Origin of the sequence: Frigoribacterium sp. NBH87, assembly GCF_014217665.1 — a bacterium.
Classification (GTDB): Bacteria; Actinomycetota; Actinomycetes; order Actinomycetales; family Microbacteriaceae; genus Frigoribacterium; species Frigoribacterium endophyticum.
The window spans coordinates 375581-400870 of sequence record NZ_CP043650.1; the positions used below are offsets into that span (position 1 = coordinate 375581).

The 25290-nt window shown below is 71.4% G+C and carries 21 protein-coding genes and 1 tRNA gene; 19 read left to right on the plus strand and 3 right to left on the minus strand.

Translation table 11 applies throughout. The annotated features are described in order from the left end of the window. Positions 1-9 precede the first annotated feature (9 nt). From F1C15_RS01785 to F1C15_RS01825, 9 genes are all read left to right on the plus strand, one after another. On the plus strand, positions 10-267 hold the full coding sequence (locus F1C15_RS01785) for a DUF6704 family protein (protein ID WP_056054745.1): 258 nt from the start codon (positions 10-12) through the stop codon (positions 265-267). After that, positions 268-1041 (plus strand): indole-3-glycerol phosphate synthase TrpC, encoded by a 774-nt coding sequence (gene trpC, locus F1C15_RS01790; RefSeq protein ID WP_185232649.1) that lies wholly within the window; start codon positions 268-270, stop codon positions 1039-1041. It abuts the gene before it with no gap. Continuing rightward, entirely contained in the window at positions 1042-2250 is a 1209-nt protein-coding gene (gene trpB, locus F1C15_RS01795) for a tryptophan synthase subunit beta (RefSeq protein WP_167259173.1), read from the plus strand. It abuts the gene before it with no gap. Beyond that, positions 2247-3065 (plus strand): tryptophan synthase subunit alpha, encoded by an 819-nt coding sequence (gene trpA / locus F1C15_RS01800; RefSeq protein WP_056054751.1) that lies wholly within the window; start codon positions 2247-2249, stop codon positions 3063-3065. Before trpB ends, trpA begins: the two co-directional genes overlap by 4 nt. 75 nt (positions 3066-3140) lie before the next feature. Beyond that, complete coding sequence (lgt, locus tag F1C15_RS01805) at positions 3141-4139, plus strand: prolipoprotein diacylglyceryl transferase (RefSeq protein WP_056054754.1); 999 nt, start codon at positions 3141-3143, stop codon at positions 4137-4139. A gap of 241 nt (positions 4140-4380) precedes the next feature. Beyond that, positions 4381-8961, plus strand: a complete 4581-nt coding sequence (gene gltB, locus F1C15_RS01810; protein WP_185232651.1) for a glutamate synthase large subunit — start codon at positions 4381-4383, stop codon at positions 8959-8961. Beyond that, positions 8954-10411, plus strand: coding sequence for a glutamate synthase subunit beta (locus F1C15_RS01815; RefSeq protein WP_056054757.1), 1458 nt, complete (start codon positions 8954-8956; stop codon positions 10409-10411). The genes gltB and F1C15_RS01815 overlap by 8 nt, the downstream gene beginning before the upstream one ends. A gap of 77 nt (positions 10412-10488) precedes the next feature. Further along, the gene (pyk, locus tag F1C15_RS01820; protein WP_185232653.1) at positions 10489-11952 is read left to right on the plus strand and encodes a pyruvate kinase; all 1464 of its coding nucleotides are present in this window, start codon (positions 10489-10491) and stop codon (positions 11950-11952) included. Positions 11953-12093: 141 nt separating this feature from the next. Then, entirely contained in the window at positions 12094-12774 is a 681-nt protein-coding gene (locus F1C15_RS01825) for a hypothetical protein (RefSeq protein ID WP_185232655.1), read from the plus strand. 129 nt (positions 12775-12903) lie between these two features. Here the strand turns inward: F1C15_RS01825 and F1C15_RS01830 are convergent, their stop codons facing one another. Together F1C15_RS01830 and F1C15_RS01835 are read right to left on the minus strand one after the other, a co-directional pair. Then, a complete protein-coding gene (locus F1C15_RS01830; protein WP_056054766.1) occupies positions 12904-13107 on the minus strand; it encodes a cold-shock protein in 204 nt (67 codons plus the stop codon). Between the two features lie 364 nt (positions 13108-13471). Then, a tRNA-Leu gene (locus F1C15_RS01835) sits at positions 13472-13554 on the minus strand. 39 nt (positions 13555-13593) lie between these two features. Here F1C15_RS01835 and F1C15_RS01840 point away from each other — a divergent pair. Next, positions 13594-14199, plus strand: coding sequence for an ANTAR domain-containing response regulator (locus F1C15_RS01840; RefSeq protein WP_055797432.1), 606 nt, complete (start codon positions 13594-13596; stop codon positions 14197-14199). 72 nt (positions 14200-14271) lie between these two features. Here F1C15_RS01840 and F1C15_RS01845 read toward each other — a convergent pair whose 3' ends face one another. After that, the gene (locus F1C15_RS01845; protein WP_082514462.1) at positions 14272-14622 is read right to left on the minus strand and encodes a PaaI family thioesterase; all 351 of its coding nucleotides are present in this window, start codon (positions 14620-14622) and stop codon (positions 14272-14274) included. A 265-nt stretch (positions 14623-14887) separates the two neighbouring features. On the opposite strand from F1C15_RS01845, the gene polA reads away from it, so the two are divergent. The 9 genes from polA to coaE all read left to right on the plus strand — a co-directional run bounded on the left by polA (position 14888) and on the right by coaE (position 25284). Beyond that, positions 14888-17563, plus strand: coding sequence for a DNA polymerase I (polA, locus tag F1C15_RS01850; protein ID WP_185232657.1), 2676 nt, complete (start codon positions 14888-14890; stop codon positions 17561-17563). A 268-nt stretch (positions 17564-17831) separates the two neighbouring features. Further along, positions 17832-18593, plus strand: coding sequence for a DeoR/GlpR family DNA-binding transcription regulator (locus F1C15_RS01855; RefSeq protein ID WP_185232659.1), 762 nt, complete (start codon positions 17832-17834; stop codon positions 18591-18593). Between the two features lie 133 nt (positions 18594-18726). Continuing rightward, positions 18727-19926: a PTS mannitol transporter subunit IICB gene (locus F1C15_RS01860; protein WP_167259181.1), complete on the plus strand. Its 1200-nt coding sequence runs from the start codon at positions 18727-18729 to the stop codon at positions 19924-19926. A gap of 60 nt (positions 19927-19986) precedes the next feature. After that, positions 19987-20295 (plus strand): PTS lactose transporter subunit IIB, encoded by a 309-nt coding sequence (locus F1C15_RS01865; protein WP_167259182.1) that lies wholly within the window; start codon positions 19987-19989, stop codon positions 20293-20295. Positions 20296-20297: 2 nt separating this feature from the next. After that, the gene (locus F1C15_RS01870) at positions 20298-20765 is read left to right on the plus strand and encodes a PTS sugar transporter subunit IIA (RefSeq protein WP_235491174.1); all 468 of its coding nucleotides are present in this window, start codon (positions 20298-20300) and stop codon (positions 20763-20765) included. Positions 20766-20847: 82 nt separating this feature from the next. Further along, complete coding sequence (locus F1C15_RS01875; protein ID WP_185232661.1) at positions 20848-21117, plus strand: HPr family phosphocarrier protein; 270 nt, start codon at positions 20848-20850, stop codon at positions 21115-21117. A gap of 78 nt (positions 21118-21195) precedes the next feature. Further along, positions 21196-22887 carry a DUF885 domain-containing protein gene (locus F1C15_RS01880; RefSeq protein WP_185232663.1) on the plus strand — a complete coding sequence of 564 codons (1692 nt, stop codon included), beginning with the start codon at positions 21196-21198 and terminating at the stop codon, positions 22885-22887. Between the two features lie 190 nt (positions 22888-23077). Further along, complete coding sequence (rpsA, locus tag F1C15_RS01885) at positions 23078-24523, plus strand: 30S ribosomal protein S1 (protein ID WP_056054793.1); 1446 nt, start codon at positions 23078-23080, stop codon at positions 24521-24523. A gap of 110 nt (positions 24524-24633) precedes the next feature. Continuing rightward, on the plus strand, positions 24634-25284 hold the full coding sequence (coaE, locus tag F1C15_RS01890; RefSeq protein ID WP_185232665.1) for a dephospho-CoA kinase: 651 nt from the start codon (positions 24634-24636) through the stop codon (positions 25282-25284). Positions 25285-25290: the final 6 nt, after the last annotated feature.

Sequence of the window (25290 nt, forward strand, 5' to 3'; positions counted from 1 at the left end):
AGGAGCACCGTGAGCACGCAGACGAAGAACGACAGCACCGAGACCGCCGACGACCTCGGCCACGGCAACTCGCCCGCGGCCTGGACGGCCGTCGTGATCATGCTCGTCGCGTTCTCCATCGGCACCGTGGCCTTCTTCTTCGCCGTCGAGTGGGTCGTCTGGGCCGCCGCCGGCCTCGTCGTCGTCGGCCTGGTCGTCGGCCTCGTGCTCAAGCGCGCCGGCTACGGCGTGGGCGGTCACCGCTACGTGCCGAAGGCGCACAACTAGGTGCTCGACGACCTCTTCGCGGGCGCCCTGGCCGACGCCGAGGCCCGCCGCGCCACGCTGTCCCTCGAGCGGGTCGAGGCCGCTGCCCTCGCCCGCCCGCCCGCCCTCGACGCCCGGGCCGCACTGGCCCCGGCCGAGCGCGTCAAGGTGATCGCCGAGGTCAAGCGCGCCAGCCCGTCGCGCGGCGACCTGTCGGCCATCGCCGACCCCGCCTCCCTCGCCGCCGCCTACGCCCGCGGGGGCGCCAGCGCCATCAGCGTCCTCACCGAGGGGCGACGCTTCAAGGGCACGCTCGCCGACCTGGAGGCCGTCCGGGCCGCCGTCGACGTCCCCGTCCTCCGCAAGGACTTCATCGCCGAGCCCTACCAGGTGCTCGAGGCCCGAGCGGCGGGCGCCGACATCGTCCTGCTCATCGTGGCCGGCCTCGAGCAGGCCCGGCTCGTCGAGCTGCACGACCTCGTCCGCCAGCTCGGCATGACGGCCCTGATCGAGACCCACTCGGCCGACGAGGTCGCCCGCGGCCTCGACGCCGGGGCCGAGGTCCTGGGCGTCAACGCCCGCGACCTGGCCACGTTCGAGCTCGACCGCGACCTCTTCGGCCGCCTGTCCGGGCTCGTCCCCGACGGCGTCACCCGCGTCGCCGAGAGCGCCGTGGCGTCCCCGGCCGACGTGGCCCACTACCGCCGGTCCGGTGCCGACGTCGTGCTCGTGGGCGAGGCCCTCGTCACGCACGGCGACCCCGCGGCCGCACTCACCAGCTTCCTGGAGGTCTAGATGGCACTGCGCGACGAGACGGGGCCCTACTTCGGCTCCTTCGGGGGCCGCTTCGTCCCCGAGTCCCTGGTGGCGGCGCTCGACGAGCTCGACGCCGCCTACAAGGCGGCGGCGGTCGACCCCGAGTTCCAGGCGGAGCTCAGGGCCCTGCACGCCACCTACACCGGCCGCCCCTCGATCATCACCGAGGTGCCCCGGTTCGCCGAGCACGCGGGCGGCGCCCGCGTCATCCTCAAGCGCGAAGACCTGAACCACACGGGCTCGCACAAGATCAACAACGTGCTCGGCCAGGCCCTCCTGGCCCGCAAGCTGGGCAAGACCCGGCTGATCGCCGAGACCGGGGCCGGCCAGCACGGCGTCGCCACGGCGACGGCCGCGGCCCTCTTCGGCATGTCGTGCGTCGTCTACATGGGCCAGGTCGACACCGAGCGCCAGGCCCTGAACGTCGCCCGCATGCGCCTGCTCGGCGCCGAGGTGGTCTCGGTCACCACGGGCTCGCGCACCCTGAAGGACGCCATCAACGACGCGATGCGCGACTGGGTCGCCAGCGTCGACACGACGCACTACGTCCTCGGCACGGTCGCGGGCCCGCACCCCTTCCCGGCGATGGTGCGCGACTTCCACAAGATCATCGGCGAGGAGGCGCGTGAGCAGGTGCTCGCCCTCACCGGCGCCCTGCCCGACGCCGTCACGGCGTGCGTCGGCGGGGGCTCGAACGCCATGGGCATCTTCCACGCGTTCCTCGACGACCCGTCGGTCGAGCTCTGGGGCTACGAGGCCGGCGGCGACGGCGTCGAGACCGGCCGCCACGCCGCCTCGATCACGCTGGGCCGGATCGGCAACCTCCAGGGCACGAAGTCGTACCTCATGCAGGACGAAGACGGCCAGACACTCGAGAGCCACTCCATCTCCGCGGGGCTCGACTACCCGAGCGTCGGGCCCGAGCACGCCTGGCTCGCCGAGAGCGGCCGGGCGCACTACGAGCCCGTGACCGACGCCGAGGCCATGGCCGCCTTCAAGCTGCTCACGCAGACCGAGGGCATCCTCCCCGCCATCGAGACGGCCCACGCCCTGGCCGGCACGATCAAGCTCGGCCAGCGCCACCCTGACTGGACGATCCTGGTGTCGATGAGCGGCCGCGGCGACAAGGACGTCGCGACCGCCAGCCGGTACTTCGGGGTCCTCGACGAGGAGGCGCAGCAGCTGTGAGCGACGTCGCCTCCGCCCCCGAGACGGCCAGCAAGGTCTCCGCCGCCATCCGTGCCCGTCGCGACGCCGGCACCGGCGCCGTCATCGGCTACCTCCCGGTCGGCTTCCCCGACCTGCAGACCAGCATCGACGCCGCCGTCGTCCTCGCCGAGAACGGCGTCGACGTCATCGAGCTGGGCCTCCCGTACTCCGACCCCGTCATGGACGGCCCGGTGATCCAGGCGGCGACGCAGCGTGCCCTCGCCGAGGGCTTCCGCGTGCGCGACGTCTTCACCGCGGTGCGCGAGATCACCGCCCGCACCGCGGCTCCGGTCGTGGTCATGACGTACTGGAACCCCGTCGAGCAGTACGGCGTCCAGCGCTTCGCCGACGACCTCGCCGCCGCCGGCGGGGCCGGGCTCATCACGCCCGACCTCATCCCCGACGAGGCGGGCGCCTGGCTCGAGGCCTCCGAGGCCGCGGGGCTCGACCGGGTGTTCCTGGCGGCTCCGTCGTCGAGCGACGCGCGCCTCCGGCAGTCCGTCGAGCGCAGCCGTGGGTTCGTCTACACGGTCTCGACCATGGGCATCACGGGTGCCCGCACCGACGTCGACTCGGCGGCGCACACCCTGGTCGACCGACTGCGGGCCGCCGGGGTCGAGAACGCCTGCGTGGGGCTCGGCATCTCCACGGCGCAGCAGGTGCGCGAGGTCCTCGAGTACGCCGACGGGGCCATCATCGGCTCGGCGTTCGTCCGGGCCCTCGCCGAGGGTGGCCTCGACCGCCTCGCGACCGTCGCCGCCGACCTCTCCTCCGGCGCCGCCGTCCGTCCCTGACGGACGGCCGCGCTAGAGTCGTTCCGCGTCGGCCTGCCGACGTCCTGTCGTTCCCCCTGAAAGGCGCCCCCGCCCGTGTTCGTCCCCCTGAGCATCCCGAGCCCGTCCGCCGACTGGCAGTACTTCGACCTCACGAACTGGATCAACTCGACCTTCGGCGCCTCCGTGCCCGGGTCGCTGCGCATCCACGCCTACGCCATCTGCATCCTCGTGGGCATCGTCGTCGCGGGCCTCATCACGAACCAGCGCCTGCGCGCCCGCGGGGCCGAGAACGGCGTCGTCATCGACGTCATGCTGTTCTGCGTGCCCCTCGGCATCGTCGGGGGCCGCTTCTTCCACGTCGTCACCCACCCCGCCGACTACTTCGCGGGTCAGCCGCTGTGGCACGTGGTCGCGGTGTGGGAGGGCGGGCTCGCCATCTACGGAGCGCTCCTCTTCGGGGCCGTCGGGGTCTGGCTGGGCTGCCGGGCGACGGGTCTGCGGTTCTCGGTCTTCGCCGACTCGCTGGCGCCGGGCCTCCTCGTCGCCCAGGCCTTCGGGCGGCTCGGCAACTGGTTCAACCACGAGCTGTTCGGCACGCCGACCGACCTTCCCTGGGGCCTCGAGATCGAGCAGAGCAACGCCGCGTGGCCCACCGGGCTGCCCGAGGGCACGCTGTTCCACCCCACGTTCCTCTACGAGATCATCTGGATGCTCGCCGGCGTCGCCGTCCTGCTGCTGATCGAGCGTCGCACGCCGCTGCAGTGGGGCCGCGGGCTCGCCTTCTACCTGGTCTGGTACGGCATCGGCCGATCCGTCTTCGAGTCCATCCGCACCGATCCGAGCCTCCTGTTCCTGGGCATCCGCACCAACGTGTGGATGTCGTTCGCGGCGATCGTCCTCGGCGTCGTCATCTGGGTGGTCGCCTCACGCCGTCACACCGGCCGGGTGCCCGGCGCGTACCTCCCCGGGCGGTCGCCGGCCGAGCGTCAGTCTGAGGTAGACTCCTCCGACACGTACACGGAGGACGACGAACCCGAGCTGGTCTCCGCGGGGTCCTCGGCCGACAAGACCGAGACCACGCCACGTTCCTGAGCTCCGCGGGGCCGGTGCCGCCACAGGCACCTCCCGCTGACTGCTCACGAGCATCCTCCGCGTCGCACACCGCCTCACGACCGCCACAAGCGGTCCCGGGAAGCCTCTGCTGCGCCGCACGCCAGACGACCACACCTCGTCCGGCCAGCACCGCCGGCGTCTCGCGCTCTCGCGACGACGCCGCCCGCCCGGGCCGACGACGTCCCGACTCGTACAGGATCTCTTCGTGAGGACGGATCACATGGCGCTCACGCCAGCCCACCAGCAGTTCAGCACGGTCCCTGCGGCGCAGGGTCTCTACGACCCCCGCAACGAGAAGGACGCCTGCGGCCTCGCCATGGTCGCCACCCTCCGCGGCACCCCGGGCCACGACATCATCGACGCCGCCCTCGGCGCGCTGCGCAACCTCGAGCACCGCGGAGCCATCGGCTCCGACGCCGGCACGGGCGACGGCGCCGGCATCCTCTGCCAGGTGCCCGACGCGTTCCTCCGCGAGGTCGTCGACTTCTCCCTGCCCTCCGCCGGCGAGTACGCCGTCGGCATCGTCTACCTGCCGCTCGACGACCAGGAGCGCGCCGAGATGAAGACCGGCATCGAGCGCATCGCGGACCTCGAGCAGCTCGACGTCCTCGGCTGGCGTGAGGTGCCCGTGCGCCCCGAGCAGCTCGGCACCCTGGCCCGCAACGCCATGCCCGCGTTCGAGCAGGTCTTCGTCAGCAGCCGCCGTCGCGACGCCGACGGGGCTCCGCTCGCGGGCGTCGCCCTCGACCGTCAGGCGTACCGGCTGCGCAAGCGCGCCGAGGCGAAGCTGTCCGCGTACTTCACGTCGCTCGGAAGCCGCACCATGGTCTACAAGGGCATGGTCACGACGCTGCAGCTCGAGCCGTTCTACCCCGACCTCAGCGACGAGCGCTTCGCGTCGAAGCTCGCCATCGTCCACTCGCGGTACTCGACGAACACGTTCCCGTCCTGGCCGCTCGCCCAGCCCTTCCGCATGATCGCCCACAACGGCGAGATCAACACCGTCCGGGGCAACCGCAACTGGATGCGCGCTCGTCAGTCGCAGCTCGAGTCCGAGCTGATCGGCGACCTCAAGCCTCTGCTCCCGATCGTCAGCCCGGGCGCGAGCGACTCCGCGTCGTTCGACGAGGTGGTCGAGCTGCTCAGCCTCACCGGCCGCTCGCTGCCCCACTCGGTGATGATGATGGTGCCCGAGGCCTGGGAGAACCAGGTCGACATCGACCCCTCCCTCCGCGACTTCTACGAGTACCACTCGATGCTCATGGAGGCGTGGGACGGCCCCGCGGCCATCACGTTCACCGACGGCTCCGTCGTGGGCGCGACGCTCGACCGCAACGGCCTGCGCCCGGGTCGGTACCTCGTGACCGACGACGGGCTCGTCGTGCTCGCCAGCGAGATCGGCGTCCTGCCCGAGCTCGACCCCGCGAAGGTCGTCCGCAAGGGCCGTCTGCGCCCCGGAAAGATGTTCCTCGTCGACACCGAGGCCGGCCGCCTGATCGAGGACGACGAGATCAAGGCGGAGCTCGCCGCGTCCGCTCCCTTCGGCGAGTGGCTGGCCGAGGGCCGGATCCACCTCTCCGACCTGCCCGAGCGAGAGCACATCGTGCACACCCCCGCCTCGGTCACCCGGCGCCAGCGCACCTTCGGCTACACCGAGGAGGAGGTCCGCATCCTCCTCACCCCGATGGCGAAGACGGGCGCCGAGCCCCTCGGGGCCATGGGCAGCGACACCCCGATCGCCGTCCTCTCCGAGCGGCCCCGCCTCCTCTTCGACTACTTCACGCAGCAGTTCGCGCAGGTGACGAACCCGCCGCTCGACTCCATCCGCGAGCAGGTCGTCACGTCGTTGGCGCTCGGGCTCGGTCCGGAGAGGAACCTCCTCTCGGCGACCCCCGAGCACGCTCGCCAGGTGATCCTCGACTTCCCGGTCATCGACAACGACGAGCTCGCGAAGATCCAGCACATCGACCCCAGCCCCGGCTCGCGGGTCACGACGACGATCCGCGGTCTGTACCGGGCCGACAAAGGGCCGCGCGCCCTCGAGAAGCGCATCGCCGCGATGTGCAACGAGGTCGACGACGCGATCGAGGCGGGCGCGCAGTTCATCGTCCTCTCCGACCGCGACTCCAACCAGGACTTCGCTCCCGTCCCGTCCCTGCTGATGATCGCCGCGGTCCACCACCACCTCATCCGGACCGAGAACCGCATGAAGGTCGGCCTGATCGTCGAGGCCGGCGACGTCCGCGAGGTGCACCACGTCGCGACCCTGATCGGCTACGGCGCCTCCGCGATCAACCCCTACCTCGCCATGGAGACCTGCGAGAACCTCGTGCGGGCGGGCATGATCACCGGCATCACGCCGGAGGACGCCGTCCACAACCTGATCAAGGCGCTCGGCAAGGGCGTGCTCAAGATCATGTCCAAGATGGGCATCTCCACGGTCTCCAGCTACGCTGCCGCCCAGGCCTTCGAGGCCGTCGGCCTCAGCCAGGAGTTCGTCGACACGTACTTCACCGGCACGTCGACGATGCTCGGCGGGGTCGGCATCGACGTGATCGCGGCCGAGAACAAGGACCGCCACACGAGCGCCTACCCGACCGACGGCTCGGTCATCGCCCACGAGCGCCTCGCGACCGGCGGCGAGTACCAGTGGCGCCGCGAGGGCCCGCGCCACCTCTTCAACCCCGACACCGTCTTCCGACTGCAGCACGCGACCCGGACGCGTCGCTACGACATCTTCCGCGAGTACACCAAGCTCGTCGACGACCAGGCGGAGGAGCTCATGACGCTCCGCGGGCTCTTCACCTTCAAGCACGGCGTCCGCACCCCGGTGCCGCTCGACGAGGTCGAGCCGATCGAGTCGATCGTCAAGCGGTTCTCCACCGGGGCGATGAGCTACGGCTCCATCTCGAAGGAGGCGCACGAGACCCTCGCCATCGCGATGAACCGCCTCGGCGGCAAGTCGAACACCGGCGAGGGCGGCGAGGACGTCGAGCGGCTGCTCGACCCCGAGCGGCGCAGCGCGGTGAAGCAGGTCGCCTCGGGCCGCTTCGGCGTCACGAGCATGTACCTGACGCACGCGACCGACATCCAGCTCAAGATGGCCCAGGGTGCGAAGCCCGGCGAGGGCGGCCAGCTCCCGCCGACGAAGGTCTACCCGTGGGTCGCCCGTACCCGCCACGCGACCCCCGGCGTCGGCCTCATCTCGCCGCCGCCGCACCACGACATCTACTCCATCGAAGACCTCAAGCAGCTGATCTTCGACGTCAAGCGGGCCAACCCGGCCGCGCGCGTCCACGTCAAGCTGGTGAGCCAGTCCGGCATCGGAGCCGTCGCGGCGGGCGTCACGAAGGCCCTGGCCGACGTCGTGCTCGTCTCGGGCCACGACGGCGGGACGGGCGCCAGCCCCCTCAACTCGCTCAAGCACGCGGGCACACCGTGGGAGATCGGCCTCGCCGAGACCCAGCAGACGCTCATGCTGAACGGCATGCGCGACCGCGTGGTCGTGCAGGTCGACGGCCAGATGAAGACCGGCCGCGACGTGGTCATCGCCGCGCTCCTCGGCGGGGAGGAGTTCGGGTTCGCGACGGCCCCGCTGATCGTCGAGGGCTGCATCATGATGCGCGTGTGCCACCTCGACACCTGCCCGGTCGGCGTCGCGACCCAGAACCCGGAGCTCCGGGCCCGCTTCTCCGGCAAGCCGGAGTTCGTCGTGAACTTCTTCGAGTTCCTGGCGCAGGAGGTCCGCGAGATCCTCGCGTCGCTCGGGTTCCGGAGCCTCGACGAGGCCATCGGCCGCAACGACGTCCTCGACGTCGACCGCGCCGTCGACCACTGGAAGGCGTCGGGCCTCGACCTCGCCCCCGTCCTCGTCGGCCCGACCTTCGACGACGACGAGCCCCGCCGCAACCTGCGGGGCCAGGAGCACGAGCTGGACCAGCACTTCGACGTGGCCCTCATCGCGAGGAGCGCCGACGTGCTCGAGAACGGCGGCCACGTCGAGATCGACCTCCCCATCCGCAACACCGAGCGCGCCGTGGGCACCATGCTCGGCCACGAGGTCACCGTCCGGCACGGCGAGAACGGGCTGCCCGAGGGGAGCATCGAGGTGACGCTGACCGGGTCGGCCGGCCAGTCCCTCGGAGCGTTCCTGCCCTCCGGCATCACGCTCCGCCTCGAGGGCGACAGCAACGACTACGTCGGCAAGGGGCTCTCCGGCGGGTCGATCGTCGTCCGTCCCGACCGCGCGAGCACGTTCGTCGCGGAGGAGAACGTGATCGCCGGCAACGTGATCGGCTACGGGGCGACCCGGGGCAGCATGTTCATCCGTGGGATCGTGGGTGAGCGCTTCCTGGTCCGCAACTCCGGCGCCAGCGCCGTGGTCGAGGGCGTGGGGGACCACGCGCTCGAGTACATGACCGGCGGCCTCGCCGTCATCCTCGGCGACACGGGCCGGAACCTCGGGGCGGGGATGTCGGGCGGCACGGCCTACGTGCACCGGCTCCGCCCGGAGAGGGTCAACACGGAGTCGCTCGCCTCGGGCGAGCTCCAGCTCCACGACCTCGGCAGCGCCGACGTCGAGATCCTCTCCGACCTGCTCGCCCGGCACCTCGCCGAGACGGGCTCCCCGGTCGCGGAGCGCATGCTCGCGGACCTCGAGACGACCGTCTCCGAGTTCGTCAAGGTGCTGCCCCGCGACTACGCCGCCGTCCTCGCCACCCGGCAGACGGCCGTCGACGAGGGTCTCGACCCCGATGGCGACGAGACCTGGAAGAGAATCCTGGAGGTGACCGGTGGCTGATCCGAAGGGGTTCCTCAAGACCCAGAAGCGCGAGCTCCCGAAGCGTCGTCCCGTGTCCGTGCGGCTGATGGACTGGAAAGAGGTCTACGAACAGCAGGAGAGCGGCGAGCTCCGTCGCCAGGCCGGCCGCTGCATGGACTGCGGCGTGCCGTTCTGCCACCAGGGCTGCCCGCTCGGCAACCTGATCCCGGAGTGGAACGACCTGATGTGGCGCGGCGAGGGCCGCCAGGCCGTCGAGCGCCTGCACGCCACGAACAACTTCCCCGAGTTCACCGGCCGGCTCTGCCCGGCGCCCTGCGAGTCGTCGTGCGTGCTCGGCATCAACCAGCCGCCCGTGACCATCAAGCAGGTCGAGGTCAGCATCATCGACCAGGCGTTCCAGTCGGGCTGGGTGACTCCGCACCCCCCGGAGCGCCTCACCGGCAAGACCGTCGCCGTGGTCGGCTCCGGGCCCGCGGGCCTCGCCGCCGCCCAGCAGCTGACCCGCGCGGGGCACACCGTGGCCGTCTACGAGCGCGAGGACCGGATCGGCGGCCTGCTCCGCTACGGCATCCCCGACTTCAAGATGGAGAAGAAGCAGATCGAGCAGCGGCTCGCTCAGATGACCGCCGAGGGCACCCGCTTCCGCGCCGGCGTCGAGATCGGTCGCGACATCACCTGGGACGACCTGCGCGCGCGCTACGACGCCGTCGTGGTCGCCACCGGGGCGACGGTCCCGCGCGACCTGCCCATCCCGGGTCGCGACCTCTCGGGCATCCACTTCGCCATGGAGTACCTGGTCCAGCAGAACAAGGCCGGGGCCGGCGACACGGTGAGCGACCAGATCACGGCCGAGGGCAAGCACGTCGTCGTCCTCGGCGGCGGCGACACGGGCGCCGACTGCATCGGCACGGCGCACCGCCAGGGCGCCCTCTCCGTGACGAACCTCGCGATCGGCCAGCAGCCCCCGGAGGAGCGCCCCGAGGCCCAGCCGTGGCCCATGTTCCCGACCCTGTTCGAGGTGGCCAGCGCGCACGAGGAGGGCGGTGAGCGCATGTACCTCGCCTCCACCGTCGAGTTCCTGCGCAACGAGGTCGGCGAGGTCCGCGCCATCCGCGTCGCGGAGACCGAGTACGTGGACGGTCGTCGCGTGCCCCGCGCGGGCACGGAGCGGGAGATCCCGGCCGACCTGGTGCTGCTCGCGCTCGGCTTCACGGGCCCGGAGCGCGACGAGCTCGAGGCGCAGCTGCGGCTGCCCTTCGACGGCCGCGGCGTCCTCGAGCGCGACGCCCGCTACCAGACGACCCAGCCGGGCGTCTTCGTGACGGGCGACGCCGGTCGTGGCCAGTCGCTGATCGTCTGGGCCATCGCCGAGGGCCGGGCCACCGCCTCCGCCGTCGACGCCTACCTGGAGGGCACGACCGTCCTGCCGTTCCCCGTGAAGCCGACGGATCGCTCCCTCTCGGTCTGAGTCCGTCCACCAGCGGGAATAGGGTGGTGGCACGGGCCGGATCGTCCCACCACCCTCACCCCACCAGTAAGGAACCCATGAGACGCGCAAAGATCGTCGCCACCCTCGGGCCGGCGACGTCGAGCTACGAGAACATCCGAGCGATCATCGACGCAGGTGTCGACGTCGCGCGGATGAACCTCAGCCACGGCAGCTACGACGTCCACGAGGCCGTGTACGGCAACGTCCGCCAGGCCGCCGACGACGCGGGGCGGCCCGTCGCCGTCCTGGTCGACCTCCAGGGCCCCAAGATCCGCCTCGGCAAGTTCGCCGACGGCCCCCACGACCTCGCCGTCGGCGACGTCTTCAAGATCACCGTGGAGGACGTCCTCGGCACGAAGGAGCTCTGCGGCACGACCTTCAAGGGCCTCCCGCAGGACGTCGCCCCCGGCGATCCGCTGCTCATCGACGACGGCCGCGTCAAGCTGCGCGTCCTCGAGACCGACGGCACGGTCGTGACGACCGAGGTCGTCGTGGCCGGCACCGTGTCGAACAACAAGGGCATCAACCTGCCCGGCGTCGCGGTGAACGTGCCGGCCCTCTCCGAGAAGGACGAGGCCGACCTCCGCTGGGGCCTCCGCCTCGGCGCCGACTACATCGCGCTCTCGTTCGTCCGCGACGCCGACGACGTCACCCGCGTGCACGAGATCATGGCAGAGGAGGAGCGACGCGTCCCCGTCATCGCCAAGATCGAGAAGCCCCAGGCGGTCGACAACCTCGAGGCCATCATCGAGGCCTTCGACGGCATCATGGTCGCCCGCGGCGACCTCGGCGTCGAGCTGCCCCTCGAGGCCGTCCCGATCGTGCAGAAGCACGCGGTCGAGCTGTCACGCCGCATGGCCAAGCCCGTCATCGTCGCCACGCAGATGCTCGAGTCGATGATCTCCAGCCCGATCCCGACGCGGGCAGAGACGTCCGACGTCGCGAACGCCGTGCTCGACGGCGCCGACGCCGTCATGCTGAGCGGCGAGACGAGCGTGGGGGAGTACCCCGTCATCACGGTGCAGACCATGGCCCGGATCGTCGCCTCGACGGAGGAGCACGGTCTCGAGCGCATCCAGCCGCTCGGCACCCGCCCGCGGACCCAGGGCGGGGCCATCACCCTGGCCGCCGCCGACGTCGCCGAGTTCGTCGAGGCGAAGTTCCTCTGCGTCTTCACCGAGTCGGGCGACTCCGTGCGACGCATGTCGCGCCTCCGCCACCCCATCCCGATCCTGGCATTCTCGCCCAACGAGGCGACGCGCCGTCGCATGGGCCTCAGCTGGGGCGTGCGCTCGTTCCTCGTCGAGAACGTCACCCACACCGATGCGATGTTCGACCAGGTGGACGACATCCTGCTGGGCAACGACCTCTGCGCCGCCGGCGACAAGGTCATCGTGATCGCCGGGTCCCCTCCCGGGATCGCCGGCTCGACGAACGACCTCCGGGTGCACCGAGTGGGCGACGCCCACGGCGAGGCGGCTCCGGCCTACGCGGCCAAGACACCGCCGCCCGTCTCCTAGGCGGCACCGCACCGACCGTGAGGCCGGGTCCGAGAGGGCCCGGCCTCACGGTCGTCAGGGGGGCGGTCGACGAGGTCGATCGCCGAGGAGGTCTTCCTCTCGTCCGCCGGGCCCCGCAGTCGACGGGCGTAGTCTGCGCCCATGCCCCTCCCTCCCGGTCACCCCCGGTGCTTTCGCCTCGACGGGCGGCTGTTCGTCGTGCCCACGTGGAGCGACGTCTCCGTGGTCGAGGCCCGGGACGCCTTGTCGAGGTCGCTCTCGGTGGCGCGCCGTCCTCCACGGGGCACGCGCCGACGTGAGCGCTGGGGCCCGTCCGGGGCCGTGGTCGGAGCGGGGGCGATCGTCGTGGTCGCGGTGGCGGCGTGGCAGGTGACCTCCCTGCTCGGCCTCGCGGCGACGGGCGCATCGGGGGCCCTGGTCGGGGGAGTCCTCGCTGTGGGCGTCCGCCGTCTCGTCGTCGACGCAGGGGCCGGCGCGGCAGCCTCGTCGACGAGAACGGGGGACGCGGGGAGCGTGTCGACGAGCGACGGACAGGGACGCGGCGCCGGGGTGGCGGCGGTGGAGGTCCCCGACGACGTCGCGGCGTCCGCCCCCGACGACGCGACCGGCGACGAGCTCGCCCTCTGGTCGGCTCTGGTCATGAGGTACCGCGACGCCCGCGAGGCACTGCTCAGCGGTGCACGTCCCGGCTCCGCGGCGGACGACGCCGACACTGATCCCGCGGACGCCACGGCACGCATCCGCCGGGCCGAGGCCGACCTCCGATCAGCGGAGGCCGACTACGAGCCGGTCGCGCGCCTCCTCGGGCTCCCTGCCCCCTGAGGCCGCGGCCCGTCTGGCCCCGAGCGGCCGAGGGCATGCAAGAAGCCCCGACCTGCCGGAGCAGATCGGGGCTTCGTGTCGCTGACGACCAGGTCGTCGGCTGTCGGCGTCTCAGTGGACGCCGCCGAGTCAGATGACGCGGATGTTCTCGGCCTGGAGGCCCTTGTTGCCCTGAGCGGTCTCGAACTCGACCTTCTGGTTCTCCTCCAGGTTGCGGTAGCCGTCGCCGGCGATCGCGGAGAAGTGCGCGAAGACGTCAGTGGATCCGTCGTCGGGGGTGATGAAGCCGAAGCCCTTTTCGGAGTTGAACCACTTAACGGTACCTGTAGCCATTTTTCTTGTTCCTTCAATCAGAGTTGTCGATCCCGACTTCGGGATCGCTCGTCGCGGTGCCTTTTTGTCCGCTCCCTCTGAGAACGCCGCAGCCAGACCGTGCCCCTCGAGAGGAGCTCGCCCCGGCACGTCGCGAGATACAAATGCGTAACACAACAACCAGTCACTCCAGCGTAGTGCACGAGACCCCCGAGAACACCAACTCGGCCGACAAAGTCGTGGACGGGACCGACTCGGACAGTGCGCGTCGCTCACTGGACAGAGAACGAACCACGGCCAAGAGCGCCGGACACGCCCGGCCCAGAGGAGCGGAGGCGGGCCGCCGAGGTCACGAGGACGACTCGGTGCGGCCTGGTCGCGACGGTGCCGGATGCGGGGGTCGAACCCGCACGCCCTCTCGGACAGAGCATTTTGAGTGCCCCGCGTCTGCCATTCCGCCAATCCGGCTCACGACGACCGGGTCGAGAATACCGTAGGCTCTGCTTCGTGAGTGACCAGGAAGCAACCTCAGCAGCACCCCGTCGCGTCGTCGTGGCCGAAGATGAGTCCCTCATCCGGCTCGACATCGTCGAGATCCTCCGCGACAACGGATTCGAGGTGGTCGGCGAGGCCGGAGACGGCGAGACGGCCGTCGCCCTCGCCACGGAGCTCCGCCCGGACCTCGTCATCATGGACGTCAAGATGCCCAAGCTCGACGGCATCTCCGCCGCCGAGACGCTCAGCAAGAACCACATCGCCCCCGTGGTCCTCCTGACGGCCTTCAGCCAGAAGGAGCTCGTCGAGCGGGCGAGCGAGGCCGGAGCGCTGGCCTACGTCGTCAAGCCCTTCACCCCCAACGACCTGCTGCCCGCGATCGAGATCGCCCTCTCGCGCTACACGCAGATCATCACCCTCGAGGCCGAGGTCGCCGACCTGGTCGAGCGCTTCGAGACCCGCAAGCTCGTCGACCGGGCCAAGGGCCTCCTCAACGAGAAGATGGGCCTCACCGAGCCGGAGGCCTTCCGCTGGATCCAGAAGGCCTCGATGGACCGCCGTCTGACCATGCACGACGTGGCGCAGGCCATCATCGAGCAGCTCAGCGCGAAGAAGTAGCTCCACCCGGCTTCCCTCGACGAAGGGCCCGCCCCCACGGGGCGGGCCCTTCGTCGTCGAGGGGCGCCGAGCTCAGCCGCGGGAGTCGGTGAGGTAGTTCGTGATGCGGACGGTCGAGAGCAGCCGCCCGTCGTCGTCGGTCATGACCACCTGGTGCGTCGTCAGCGTGCGCCCGAGGTGGACCGCCGTGCACGTGCCGGTCACCCAGCCCGTCGCGGCCGATCGGCTGTGGCTGGCGTTGAGCTCGATCCCCATCGCGAGGCGCCCCGCGCCCGCGTGCACGTTCGCGGCCACGGAGCCGAGGGTCTCCGCCAGCACGACGTGCGCCCCGCCGTGCAGGATCCCCACCGGCTGCGTGTTGCCGGCGACGGGCATCCGGCCCACGGCCCGCTCCGCGCTCATCTCGAGGATCTCGATCCCCATCTTCTCGGCCAGGGCACCGACGCCCCGGCGACGGAACAGCTCCACGGCCTCGTCGCTGAGCACCGCCTCGGAGGACACGGTGCGGTCGGCGTCGGAGGCGGGCGCGGCAGGACGGGGGGAGGCGGGGGTCGCGTCGGTCACGGGGCTCCGGTCGATCGGGGGTCGGCCTCGGCGGAGCTCGTGCTCACGGACTCGGAGGCACGGACCCGGAGGCGCGGCCCGGACGACCGGGGAGCCTGTCGGACCTGGCCGCTAGGCTGACGGGGTGTCGGACGAAACGAAGCCTACCCTCCTGGTCATCGACGGTCATTCCCTGGCGTTCCGGGCGTTCTACGCCCTGCCCGTCGACAGCTTCGTGAACCGGGAGGGCCAGCACACCAACGCCATCCACGGCTTCATCTCGATGCTGCTGAGCCTGCTCAAGGCGGAGAAGCCCACCCACCTCGCGGTCGCGTTCGACATCTCCCGCTTCTCGTTCCGCACCCGCGAGTACCCCGAGTACAAGGGCACGCGGTCGGAGACCCCGGTCGAGTTCGTGGGGCAGATCCCCCTCCTGCAGGAGGCCCTCCACGCGATGGGCATCACGACCATCACGAAGGAGGACTTCGAGGCCGACGACATCCTCGCCACCCTCGCCGTGCGCGGTCGCGGCGACGGCTACCGCGTCCTCGTGGTCTCCGGCGATCGCGACGCCATCCAGATGGTCAACGACGACGTCACCCTCCTCTACCCGTCGGCGCGCGGCGTCAGCGAGCTGACCCGCTACGACCGCGACAAGGTCTTCGAGCGGTACGGCATCGAGCCCCACCAGTACCCGGAGGTCGCGGCCCTCGTCGGCGAGACCAGCGACAACCTCATCGGCGTCGACAAGGTGGGCGAGAAGACCGCCGTCAAGTGGATCACGCAGTACGGCAGCCTCGACGAGGTCATCGCGCACGCCGACGAGATCAAGGGCGTCGTCGGCGGGAAGCTCCGCGAGCAGAAGGAGCGCGCGATCCGCAACCGCCGCCTCAACCGCCTGGTCACCGACGTCGAGCTGCCCGTGGGCCCCGCCGACCTCGAACGCCGCCCGGTGGACGACGAGGCCGTCCGCGAGCTCTTCGACAAGCTCCAGTTCCGCACGCTGCTCGAGCGCGTGCTCAAGCTCAGCGAGGGCGAGGGGCCGGCCCGTCCCGACGGCTCCGCCGAGGGCACGGTCGTCGCCGCGCCGGCGGGCCTGCCCGTGGTGCGCACGCTGGTCGACGAAGAGCTGGCTCACTGGCTGCGGAAGAACGCCGCCGACCCGTCCTCGCCCGTCGGCCTCGCCGTCGAGTACGGCGCCGACGGCGTGGTCGGCCTGGGCATCTCGTCGCACGACGAGTCCGCGTACGTCCCGTGGGCCACGGGCCGCGGCGACTACGTGGCCCTCGAGGCCTGGCTCGACGACGCGTCGCCGAAGGTCCTGCACGACTCCAAGCGCGCCTACAAGGCCCTCTCCCGGGCGGGCCTCCGCCTCACCGGCATCGTCGGCGACACGCGCGTCGCCGCGTGGCTGCTCCGACCCGGCCGCACGTCCTTCGCCCTGACCGACCTCGTCTACGAGCAGCTGGGCGAGACGCTCCCCGTCGCCGACCCGAACCAGCTCGTCCCGGCCGACGAGCAGGTCAGCGTCGCGACGGAGGCCTGGTACACGCTCCGCCTCTCCGAGTCCCTCACGGAGGCGCTCGACGAGGGGTCGCGGTCCGTCCTCACCGATCTCGAGCTGCCGCTCGTGCCCGTCCTCGGCGACATGGAGCTGACGGGGGTCGCGGCGGACCGCGACGCGCTCGTCGCCCTCTCGAGCCGCCTCGGCGAGAGCGCCGGCGAGTTCGCCGCGGCGGCCTTCGCGGAGATCGGACGCGAGGTCAACCTCGGGTCGCCCAAGCAGCTGCAGGAGGTGCTCTTCGAGCAGCTGGAGATGCCCCGCACCCGGGCCACCAAGACGGGCTTCTCGACCGACGCCGCCTCGCTGGCCGACCTGCAGGAGAAGCACCCGCACCCGTTCCTCGGGCTCCTCCTGCAGCACCGCGACGTGACGAAGCTCCGGCAGATCATCGACACCCTCGAGAAGTCCATCGCCGACGACGGCCGCATCCACACGACCTACGACCAGACGGGCACGACGACGGGGCGCATCTCGTCCGTCGACCCGAACCTCCAGAACATCCCGGTCAAGGCCGCCGTGGGCCGGGAGATCCGGTCGACCTTCGTCCACGGGCCCGAGTACGAGACCCTGCTGACGGCCGACTACTCGCAGATCGAGATGCGGATCATGGCGCACCTCTCCGGCGACGAGGGGCTCATCGAGGCCTTCGCGGCGGGGGAGGACCTGCACCGCTTCGTCGGGGCGCGGATCTTCCACGTCGAGCCCGCCGACGTCACGCCCCTCATGCGCACGAAGGTCAAGGCGATGTCGTACGGACTCGCCTACGGCCTCAGCGCCTTCGGCCTGTCCAAGCAGCTGCGCATCGAGAGCGGCGAGGCGAAGCAGCTGATGACCGACTACTTCGCGCGCTTCGGCGCGGTCCGCGAGTACCTGCGCAACGTCGTCGAGAAGGCCAGGGAGGACGGCTACACCGAGACGATCTTCGGCCGCCGCCGCCCGTTCGCCGACCTCAAGTCGCCCAACCGGGTGCTCCGCGAGAACGCCGAGCGCGCCGCGCTCAACGCCCCGATCCAGGGCTCGGCGGCCGACATCATGAAGCGCGCGATGCTCGGGGTCCGGGCGGAGCTCGACCAGCGGGAGATGGCGTCGCGCGTCCTGCTCCAGGTCCACGACGAGCTCATCGTCGAGGTCGCCTCCGGCGAGGTCGACGTCGTCCGCGACATCGTGGAGCGCCGGATGAGCGGCGCGGCCGAGCTCCGGGTCCCGCTCGACGTCAGCGTCGGGCTCGGCGAGAGCTGGGACGCGGCCGCGCACTGACGTCACGCCCTCCGGGGCCTGACCCGCGACTCCTCTGCGTCCTGGCCGTCGGCGTGGGCGCAGCCACGGCCCTGGCCCTGTGGGGGACCTGATCTGTACCCCGAACCGGGCACGATCGGACACGACACGCCCGGGGAGCTTGACCTCCGGACCCGAACGGACTTGTATGACTCCGCCGGTCACGACCGGCGGGGCCGCGCCCCACCATCGCGCCCCCTTCCCTAAACCCCCTCACGGGCCAGCACGTCCGACAACGGAGTCCCGATCCATGTACGCACCCGAGCGTCACCAGCAGATCCTCGACACGGCGCGTCAGCGCGGCCGCGTCGAGGTCGCCGGCCTCGCCCGGGAGCTCTCCGTCACGCCGGAGACCGTGCGTCGCGACCTCACGGCCCTCGAGCGGCGGGGCGTCCTGCGCCGCGTGCACGGGGGAGCGATCGCCGTCGAGCGGCTCGGCATCGAGCGCCCCGTCGCCGACCGCGTGGGCTCGGCGGCCGTCGAGAAGGAGCGCATCGCGAGGGCCGCCCTCGACGAGCTCCCCGACGGGGGCTCCGTCATCGTCGACGCCGGCACCACCACCGTGCGGTTCGCCGAGCTCCTGCCGGACGACCGCGAGCTGACCGTCGTGACGCACTCGCTCGCGGTGGCGAACGCCCTCGTGGGCCGGTCGACGATCACGCTCCACCTCCTCGGCGGGCTCGTCCGGGCGAGGACCCTCGCCGCCGTCGGCGAGTGGACGCTGGCCCAGATCGCCGAGGTCTTCGCCGACGTGGCCTTCATGGGCACGAACGGCATCTCGGCCGAGCGGGGCCTCACCACGCCGGACATCGCGGAGGCGCGGGTCAAGAAGGCCCTGATGGCCGCCTCCCGGCGCACCGTCGTCCTCGCGGACCACTCCAAGTTCGGACGCGAGGACTTCGCGAGGGTCGCCCCCCTGAACGAGGTCGACACCGTCGTGACCGACGGCGCGGTCGACGCGGACCTCGCCGACGACGTCGAGCGCTCCGGCCCCCGCGTGGTGATCGTGTGACGCGCCCCGCGCGTCCCGTCGCCCCGTCCCCCTGACTCCCACCCCACCGCACCACCGCACCCTGCAGCACCGCACCACCCCACCCGCACCCCCATCGACACTCCGCAGTGAGCACGAAGGAGAACTGACAACCATGTCCGAATTCACCCCCACGGTCTCCGGGACCGGCGTCCGAGCGCGCGTCCAGCGCTTCGGAGGCTTCCTCGCGGGCATGATCATGCCGAACATCGGCGCGTTCATCGCCTGGGGCCTCATCACCGCCCTCTTCATCCAGACCGGCTGGACCCCGGTGCCCCAGCTCGGCGGCTTCGGCGAGATGTCCGACGGCACGCCGTGGCCCGGCCTCGTCGGTCCCATCATCAAGTACCTGCTGCCGATCCTCATCGCCTACACGGGCGGTCGCATGATCCACGGCCAGCGCGGTGCCGTCATCGGCGCCGTCGGCGTCATGGGCGTCATCGTCGCGACCGACGTGCCGCAGTTCCTCGGCGCCATGATCGTCGGCCCCCTCGCCGCCTGGCTGCTGAAGCAGTTCGACAAGCTCGTCGACGGCCGCATCAAGTCCGGCTTCGAGATGCTCGTCAACAACTTCTCGCTCGGCATCATCGGCGCCGCCGTGGCGGTCGGGGCGTTCTTCGGCCTCGCCCCCGTCACGACCTGGCTGACCGGCGTGTTCGGCTCCGGCGTCGACTTCCTCGTCGAGCGCGGGCTGCTCCCGCTCGCGTCGATCATCATCGAGCCCGCCAAGATCCTCTTCCTCAACAACGCGATCAACCAGGGCGTGCTGACCCCCCTCGGCGGCATCGAGTCGCAGGAGACCGGCAAGTCGATCCTCTTCATGCTCGAGTCGAACCCCGGCCCGGGCCTCGGCATCCTGCTCGCGTTCCTCTTCTTCGGACCGCGCGCCATCCGCCCCTCGGCCCCGGCCGCGATCGTCGTGCACTTCTTCGGCGGCATCCACGAGATCTACTTCCCGTACGTGCTGATGAAGCCCGTGCTGCTCGTCGCCGCGATCCTCGGCGGCGCCACCGGCATCACGGTCTTCTCGCTCTTCGGCGTCGGCCTGGTCGGCCCCGCCTCGCCGGGCAGCATCATCGCCTACACGCTCGTCGCCGCCCGAGGGGACATCCTCCCGATCTACCTGGGTATCCTGCTCTCGGCTGCGGTCTCGTTCGTCGTCTCCGCCTTCCTCATGGGCTTCGGCCGCAAGGAGAACCGCGAGGCGGCCGCCGAGGACGCGGCAGCGCAGGAGCAGGCCCTGGCCGACGCACAGGCGGCCACCGCCGCCAACAAGGCCACCAGCAAGGGGACGTCGGCACCGACGTCCAACTGACACCGCGGGGGGCCGGCCGATCGGCCGGCCCCCCGACCCCGATGAAACAAGGAGACTGACATGGCAACCCTCGACGGTTCCTCCATCAAGAAGCTCATCGTCGCGTGCGACGCCGGCATGGGCAGCAGCGTCATGCTCGCCTCGACGCTGAAGAAGCAGCTCAAGAAGAGCGGCGTCACCGTCGAGCACTCGCCCGTCGCCAGCATCCCGGCCGACGCCGACGTCGTCGTGACCCAGAACAACCTCGCCGAGCGCGCCCGCGGCGTCGTGCCGAACGTCCCCGTCGTCCCGTTCCAGCTCTTCATGGGCGACCCGAACGTCGCCAAGATCGTCAAGGCGATCCAGGACGGCTCGACGGTCGAGGTCTGAGCGTGAGCGACGAGCAGGCCCCGGCCCTGACGGCCCTCCTCGCGGAGTCGTCGATCCGCCTCGACGAGACCGCGGCCGACCGTGACGAGGCCATCCGGGCGACCGGTCGGGCCCTCGTCGAGGCCGGAGCCGTCGACGAGAGCTACGTCGACGCGATGTTCCAGCGTGAGCAGAGCGTCTCGACCTACGTCGGCGAGGGCGTGGCGATCCCGCACGGCACGCTCGCCGGCAAGGACAGCGTGAAGGCCGACGCCCTCGTCGTCCTGCGCTTCCCGACCCCGGTCGACTGGGACGGCAACGAGGTCAGCGTCGCGGTCGGCATCGCTGCGAAGGGCAATGGCCACATCGCCATCCTCAGCCAGCTGGCGAGCATCCTGATGGACCCCGACTCGGCCGCCGCCCTCCGCGGGGCGACGACGTCCGCCGAGGTCTACGAGCTCCTCGCCGCGACCGACGACGACGACGACTGACCCACGACGCCCCACCCCTGACGGCCCCGGCCGTCCACCCGACCGACGACCCGACCGGCTCGGTCGCGACCAAGGAGAAGAAATGCCCGAACGTACCGTCACCATCGCCTCGAGCGTCGGGCTGCACGCCCGTCCCGCCTCGCTCTTCAGCCAGGCCGCCGGCAAGACCGGCGCCAAGGTCACGCTGACGACCGCGGCCGGCAAGAGCGTCAACGCCGCGAGCATCCTCGGCGTGCTCTCGCTGGGCATCGGCCACGGCGAGCAGGTCACGCTGGCGACCGAGGGCGACAACGCCGACGCCGCCCTCGAGGAGCTCGCCGCGCTGCTCGAGACGGACCTCGACGCCGAGTAGCGCCACCCGCCCCGGAGGGCGTCGACGACCCCGGTCGTCGGCGCCCTTCGTCGTCCCCGGCCTGGCTAGGCTCGGCGCATGACCGTCGAGCCCACGCCCCCCGCCCGCCGCGCGCCCACGCAGGTCGACGCCGTCGCCGAGGGCTGGGTCGACACGCTGGTCGACCTCGACCCGACCGTGGCGACCTGGATCGGCCGTGAGGGCCGGACGGGCGAGTACGGCGACTACTCGCCCCGGGGCCACGAGCGCCGCGCGGAGGCGGTCCGCGCGGCCCTCCGCGACCTCGAGGCGGCACCGGCGGTCGACGACGTCGACCTCGTGACGCGCGACGACCTCCGGAGCGAGCTGGAGCTCGACCTCGAGCAGGCCGAGCAGCGGCTCGAGCTGCGTGACCTGAACGTGATCGCGTCCCCCGCCCAGGGCATCCGTGAGGTCCTCGACCTCATGCCGACCGACAGCGCCGAGGAGTGGTCCGACGTGGCCTCGAGGCTCGCCGGGGTCGACCGTGCCGTGGCCCAGTACGTCGAGACGCTCCGGCTCGGGGTGCGGGAGGGCGTCGTCCCGGCCCGTCGCCAGGTCGAGGCCGTGGCGGAGCAGTGCGCGCGGATCGGCGATCCGGAAGGCTTCTTCACCGAGCTGACCGCCCGACCTGTCCTCGCCGACGGGAGCGGCGCCTCCGACGGGCTCGTCCGAGACCTGCAGGAGGGCGCGCGCTCGGCGGGGGCCGCCTACCTCGGCCTGCGGTCCTTCCTGCTCGACGAGCTGCTGCCCGCCGCGGGCGTCGACGACGCCGTGGGCCGGGACGCCTACGCCCTGCACTCGCGACGTTTCCTCGGCGCGACGATCGACCTCGACGAGACCTACGAGTGGGGGCTCGACGAGCTCGCGCGCACGGCCGCCGAGCAGGAGGCGGTGGCCGGGCAGATCGAGCCGGGTGCCTCGGTGGCCCGGGCCATCGCCGTCCTCGACGAGGACCCCGCGCGGCAGCTCGAGGGCACCGACGCGCTCCAGCAGTGGATGCAGGGCCTCAGCGACCGTGCGGTGGCCGAGCTGGCGGGCACCCACTTCGACGTCCCGGAGCCCCTGCGCCGGCTGGAGTGCCGCATCGCGCCGACGAAGGACGGCGGCATCTACTACACGGGTCCGAGCGACGACTTCTCCCGGCCGGGCCGCATGTGGTGGTCGGTGCCCGAGGGCGTCACGCGGTTCAGCACCTGGCGTGAGACCACCACGGTCTTCCACGAGGGCGTTCCGGGCCACCACCTCCAGATCGGGCAGGCCGTCTGGGCCCGGGGCACGCTCAACACCTGGCGCCGTCAGCTCGCCGGCACCTCCGGCCACGCCGAGGGCTGGGCCCTCTACGCGGAGCGGCTGATGGACGAGCTCGGCCACCTCGCCGACCCGGGCGACCGCCTCGGCATGCTCGACGGGCAGCGGATGCGGGCGGCGCGCGTCGTCATCGACATCGGCGTGCACCTGGGCAAGACCGTCCCGGGCACGACGCAGCGGTGGGACCACGCCCACGCCCTGCGGTTCCTCACCGAGAACGTCTCGCTCGACGAGTCGTTCGTGAGGTTCGAGGTCGACCGGTACCTCGGCTGGCCCGGGCAGGCGCCCTCGTACAAGGTCGGGCAGCGCATCTGGGAGGAGCTGCGGGCCGAGCGGACGCGCCGCGCCGGGGGCTCCCTCGACGTCGTCGCCTTCCACCGCGAGGCGCTCCAGCTCGGGGGAGTGGGCCTCGACACGCTCCGACGCGCCCTCCTGCGCTGACAGGTGTCGGCCACCCGGGGGAGGCGCGGCGCGCGGGGCCTCGGTCGTTGCCGCGTGCCCGGGCACGGAGCTATGATGTGGAGGCGCTTCCTGCGCCGATCTGTCCGCCCGCCGTGGCCGACTCCCCCCGACGAGACACTCCTCGGGACGACCGCGGCCCGATCCATGCTTTCACTGGAGCACTAACTACATGACAACCGTAACGACCAAGGCACCCAAGCAGGTCGCCATCAACGACATCGGATCCGCTGATGACTTCCTGGCCGCGGTCGAGAAGACTCTGAAGTTCTTCAACGACGGCGACCTCATCGAGGGCACCGTCGTGAAGATCGACCGCGACGAGGTCCTCCTCGACGTCGGCTACAAGACCGAGGGCGTCATCCCCTCGCGCGAACTCTCGATCAAGCACGACGTCGACCCCACGGAGGTCGTCGAGGTCGGCGACACCGTCGAGGCCCTCGTCCTCCAGAAGGAGGACAAGGAAGGCCGTCTGATCCTGTCCAAGAAGCGCGCTCAGTACGAGCGTGCCTGGGGCGACGTCGAGAAGATCAAGGACGCCGACGGCGTCGTCACCGGAACGGTCATCGAGGTCGTCAAGGGCGGCCTCATCGTCGACATCGGACTCCGGGGCTTCCTCCCCGCGTCGCTCATCGAGCTGCGCCGCGTCCGCGACCTCACGCCCTACCTGGGCCAGGAGATCGAGGCGAAGATCCTCGAGCTCGACAAGAACCGCAACAACGTGGTCCTGTCGCGCCGTGCGCTCCTCGAGCAGACGCAGTCCGAGAGCCGCACCACCTTCCTCAACAACCTCCACAAGGGCCAGGTCCGCAAGGGCGTCGTCTCGTCGATCGTCAACTTCGGCGCCTTCGTCGACCTGGGCGGTGTGGACGGCCTCGTGCACGTCTCCGAGCTCAGCTGGAAGCACATCGAGCACGCCAGCGAGGTCGTCGAGGTCGGTCAGGAAGTCACCGTCGAGATCCTCGAGGTCGACCTCGACCGTGAGCGCGTGTCGCTCTCGCTCAAGGCGACGCAGGAGGACCCGTGGCAGGTCTTCGCCCGCACGCACGCCATCGGCCAGGTCGCGCCCGGCAAGGTCACGAAGCTCGTGCCGTTCGGTGCGTTCGTCCGCGTGGCCGACGGCATCGAGGGCCTCGTGCACATCTCCGAGCTGTCGGCGAAGCACGTCGAGCTGGCCGAGCAGGTCGTCGCCGTCGGCGACGAGGTGTTCGTCAAGGTCATCGACATCGACCTCGACCGCCGTCGCATCTCGCTGAGCCTCAAGCAGGCCAACGAGGGCGTCGACCCCGAGGGCACCGAGTTCGACCCGGCGCTCTACGGCATGCTCACCGAGTACGACGAGCAGGGCAACTACAAGTACCCCGAGGGCTTCGACCCGGAGACCAACGAGTGGCGCGAGGGCTTCGAGACCCAGCGCGAGAAGTGGGAGCAGGACTACGCTGCCGCCCAGGCTCGCTGGGAGGCCCACAAGAAGCAGGTCGCGGCGTCGCTCGCCGAGGAGACCACCTTCGACGTGCCGTCCGGTTCGACGTTCTCGAGCGAGTCGGCCGGCGCCGGCACGCTCGCCGACGACGAGTCGCTCGCCGCTCTGCGCGAGAAGCTGTCGAACAACAACTAGTCACGCCGCACCTGACGGTGCAGCAGACCTGACCACGAGGCGGTCCCCGAGAGGGGGCCGCCTCGCGGCGTTCCCGGGCTCGCCGGTGCCTCTCCGGGTAGCCTCGGCGGATGTTCGTCTGTGGGCTGACCGGGGGCATCGCCGCCGGCAAGAGCGTCGTGTCCCGTCGTCTCGCGGAGCGGGGCGCGGCCGTGGTCGACGCCGACCTCCTCGCCCGCGAGGTGGTCGAGCCCGGCACCCCCGGCCTCGCCGCGATCGCGGAGAGGTTCGGCGGCGGCGTCCTGGCTGCCGACGGCAGCCTGGACCGTCCGGCCCTCGGGGCCCTGGTGTTCTCGGACCCGGGGGCCCGCCGTGACCTCGAGGCGATCACCCACCCCGCCGTCCGGGAGCTCTCTCGCCGGCGCATGGCCGAGGCGGTGGCCGACGACCCCGCCCGAGTCGTCGTCTACGACGTCCCCCTGCTCGTCGAGACGCGGGGAGCAGGGGAGTTCGACGTCGTCGTCGTGGTCCACGCCCCTGCCGAGGACCGCGTCGCCCGGCTCGTGCAGCTCCGCGGGATGCCCGAGCAGGAGGCGCGGCGCCGGGTGGCGGCGCAGGCGGGCGACGACGAGAGGCTCGCCGTCGCCGACCTGGTCGTCGACTCCTCGGGGTCGCTGGAGCAGACCCTGCAGCAGGCCGACGCCGTGCTCGACCGGCTCCGTTCGCTGTCAGCGGCGAAGGCGGGGGCCGCCCCCGGGCCGTCTGTCGGTGGCGACTCGTAGACTCGG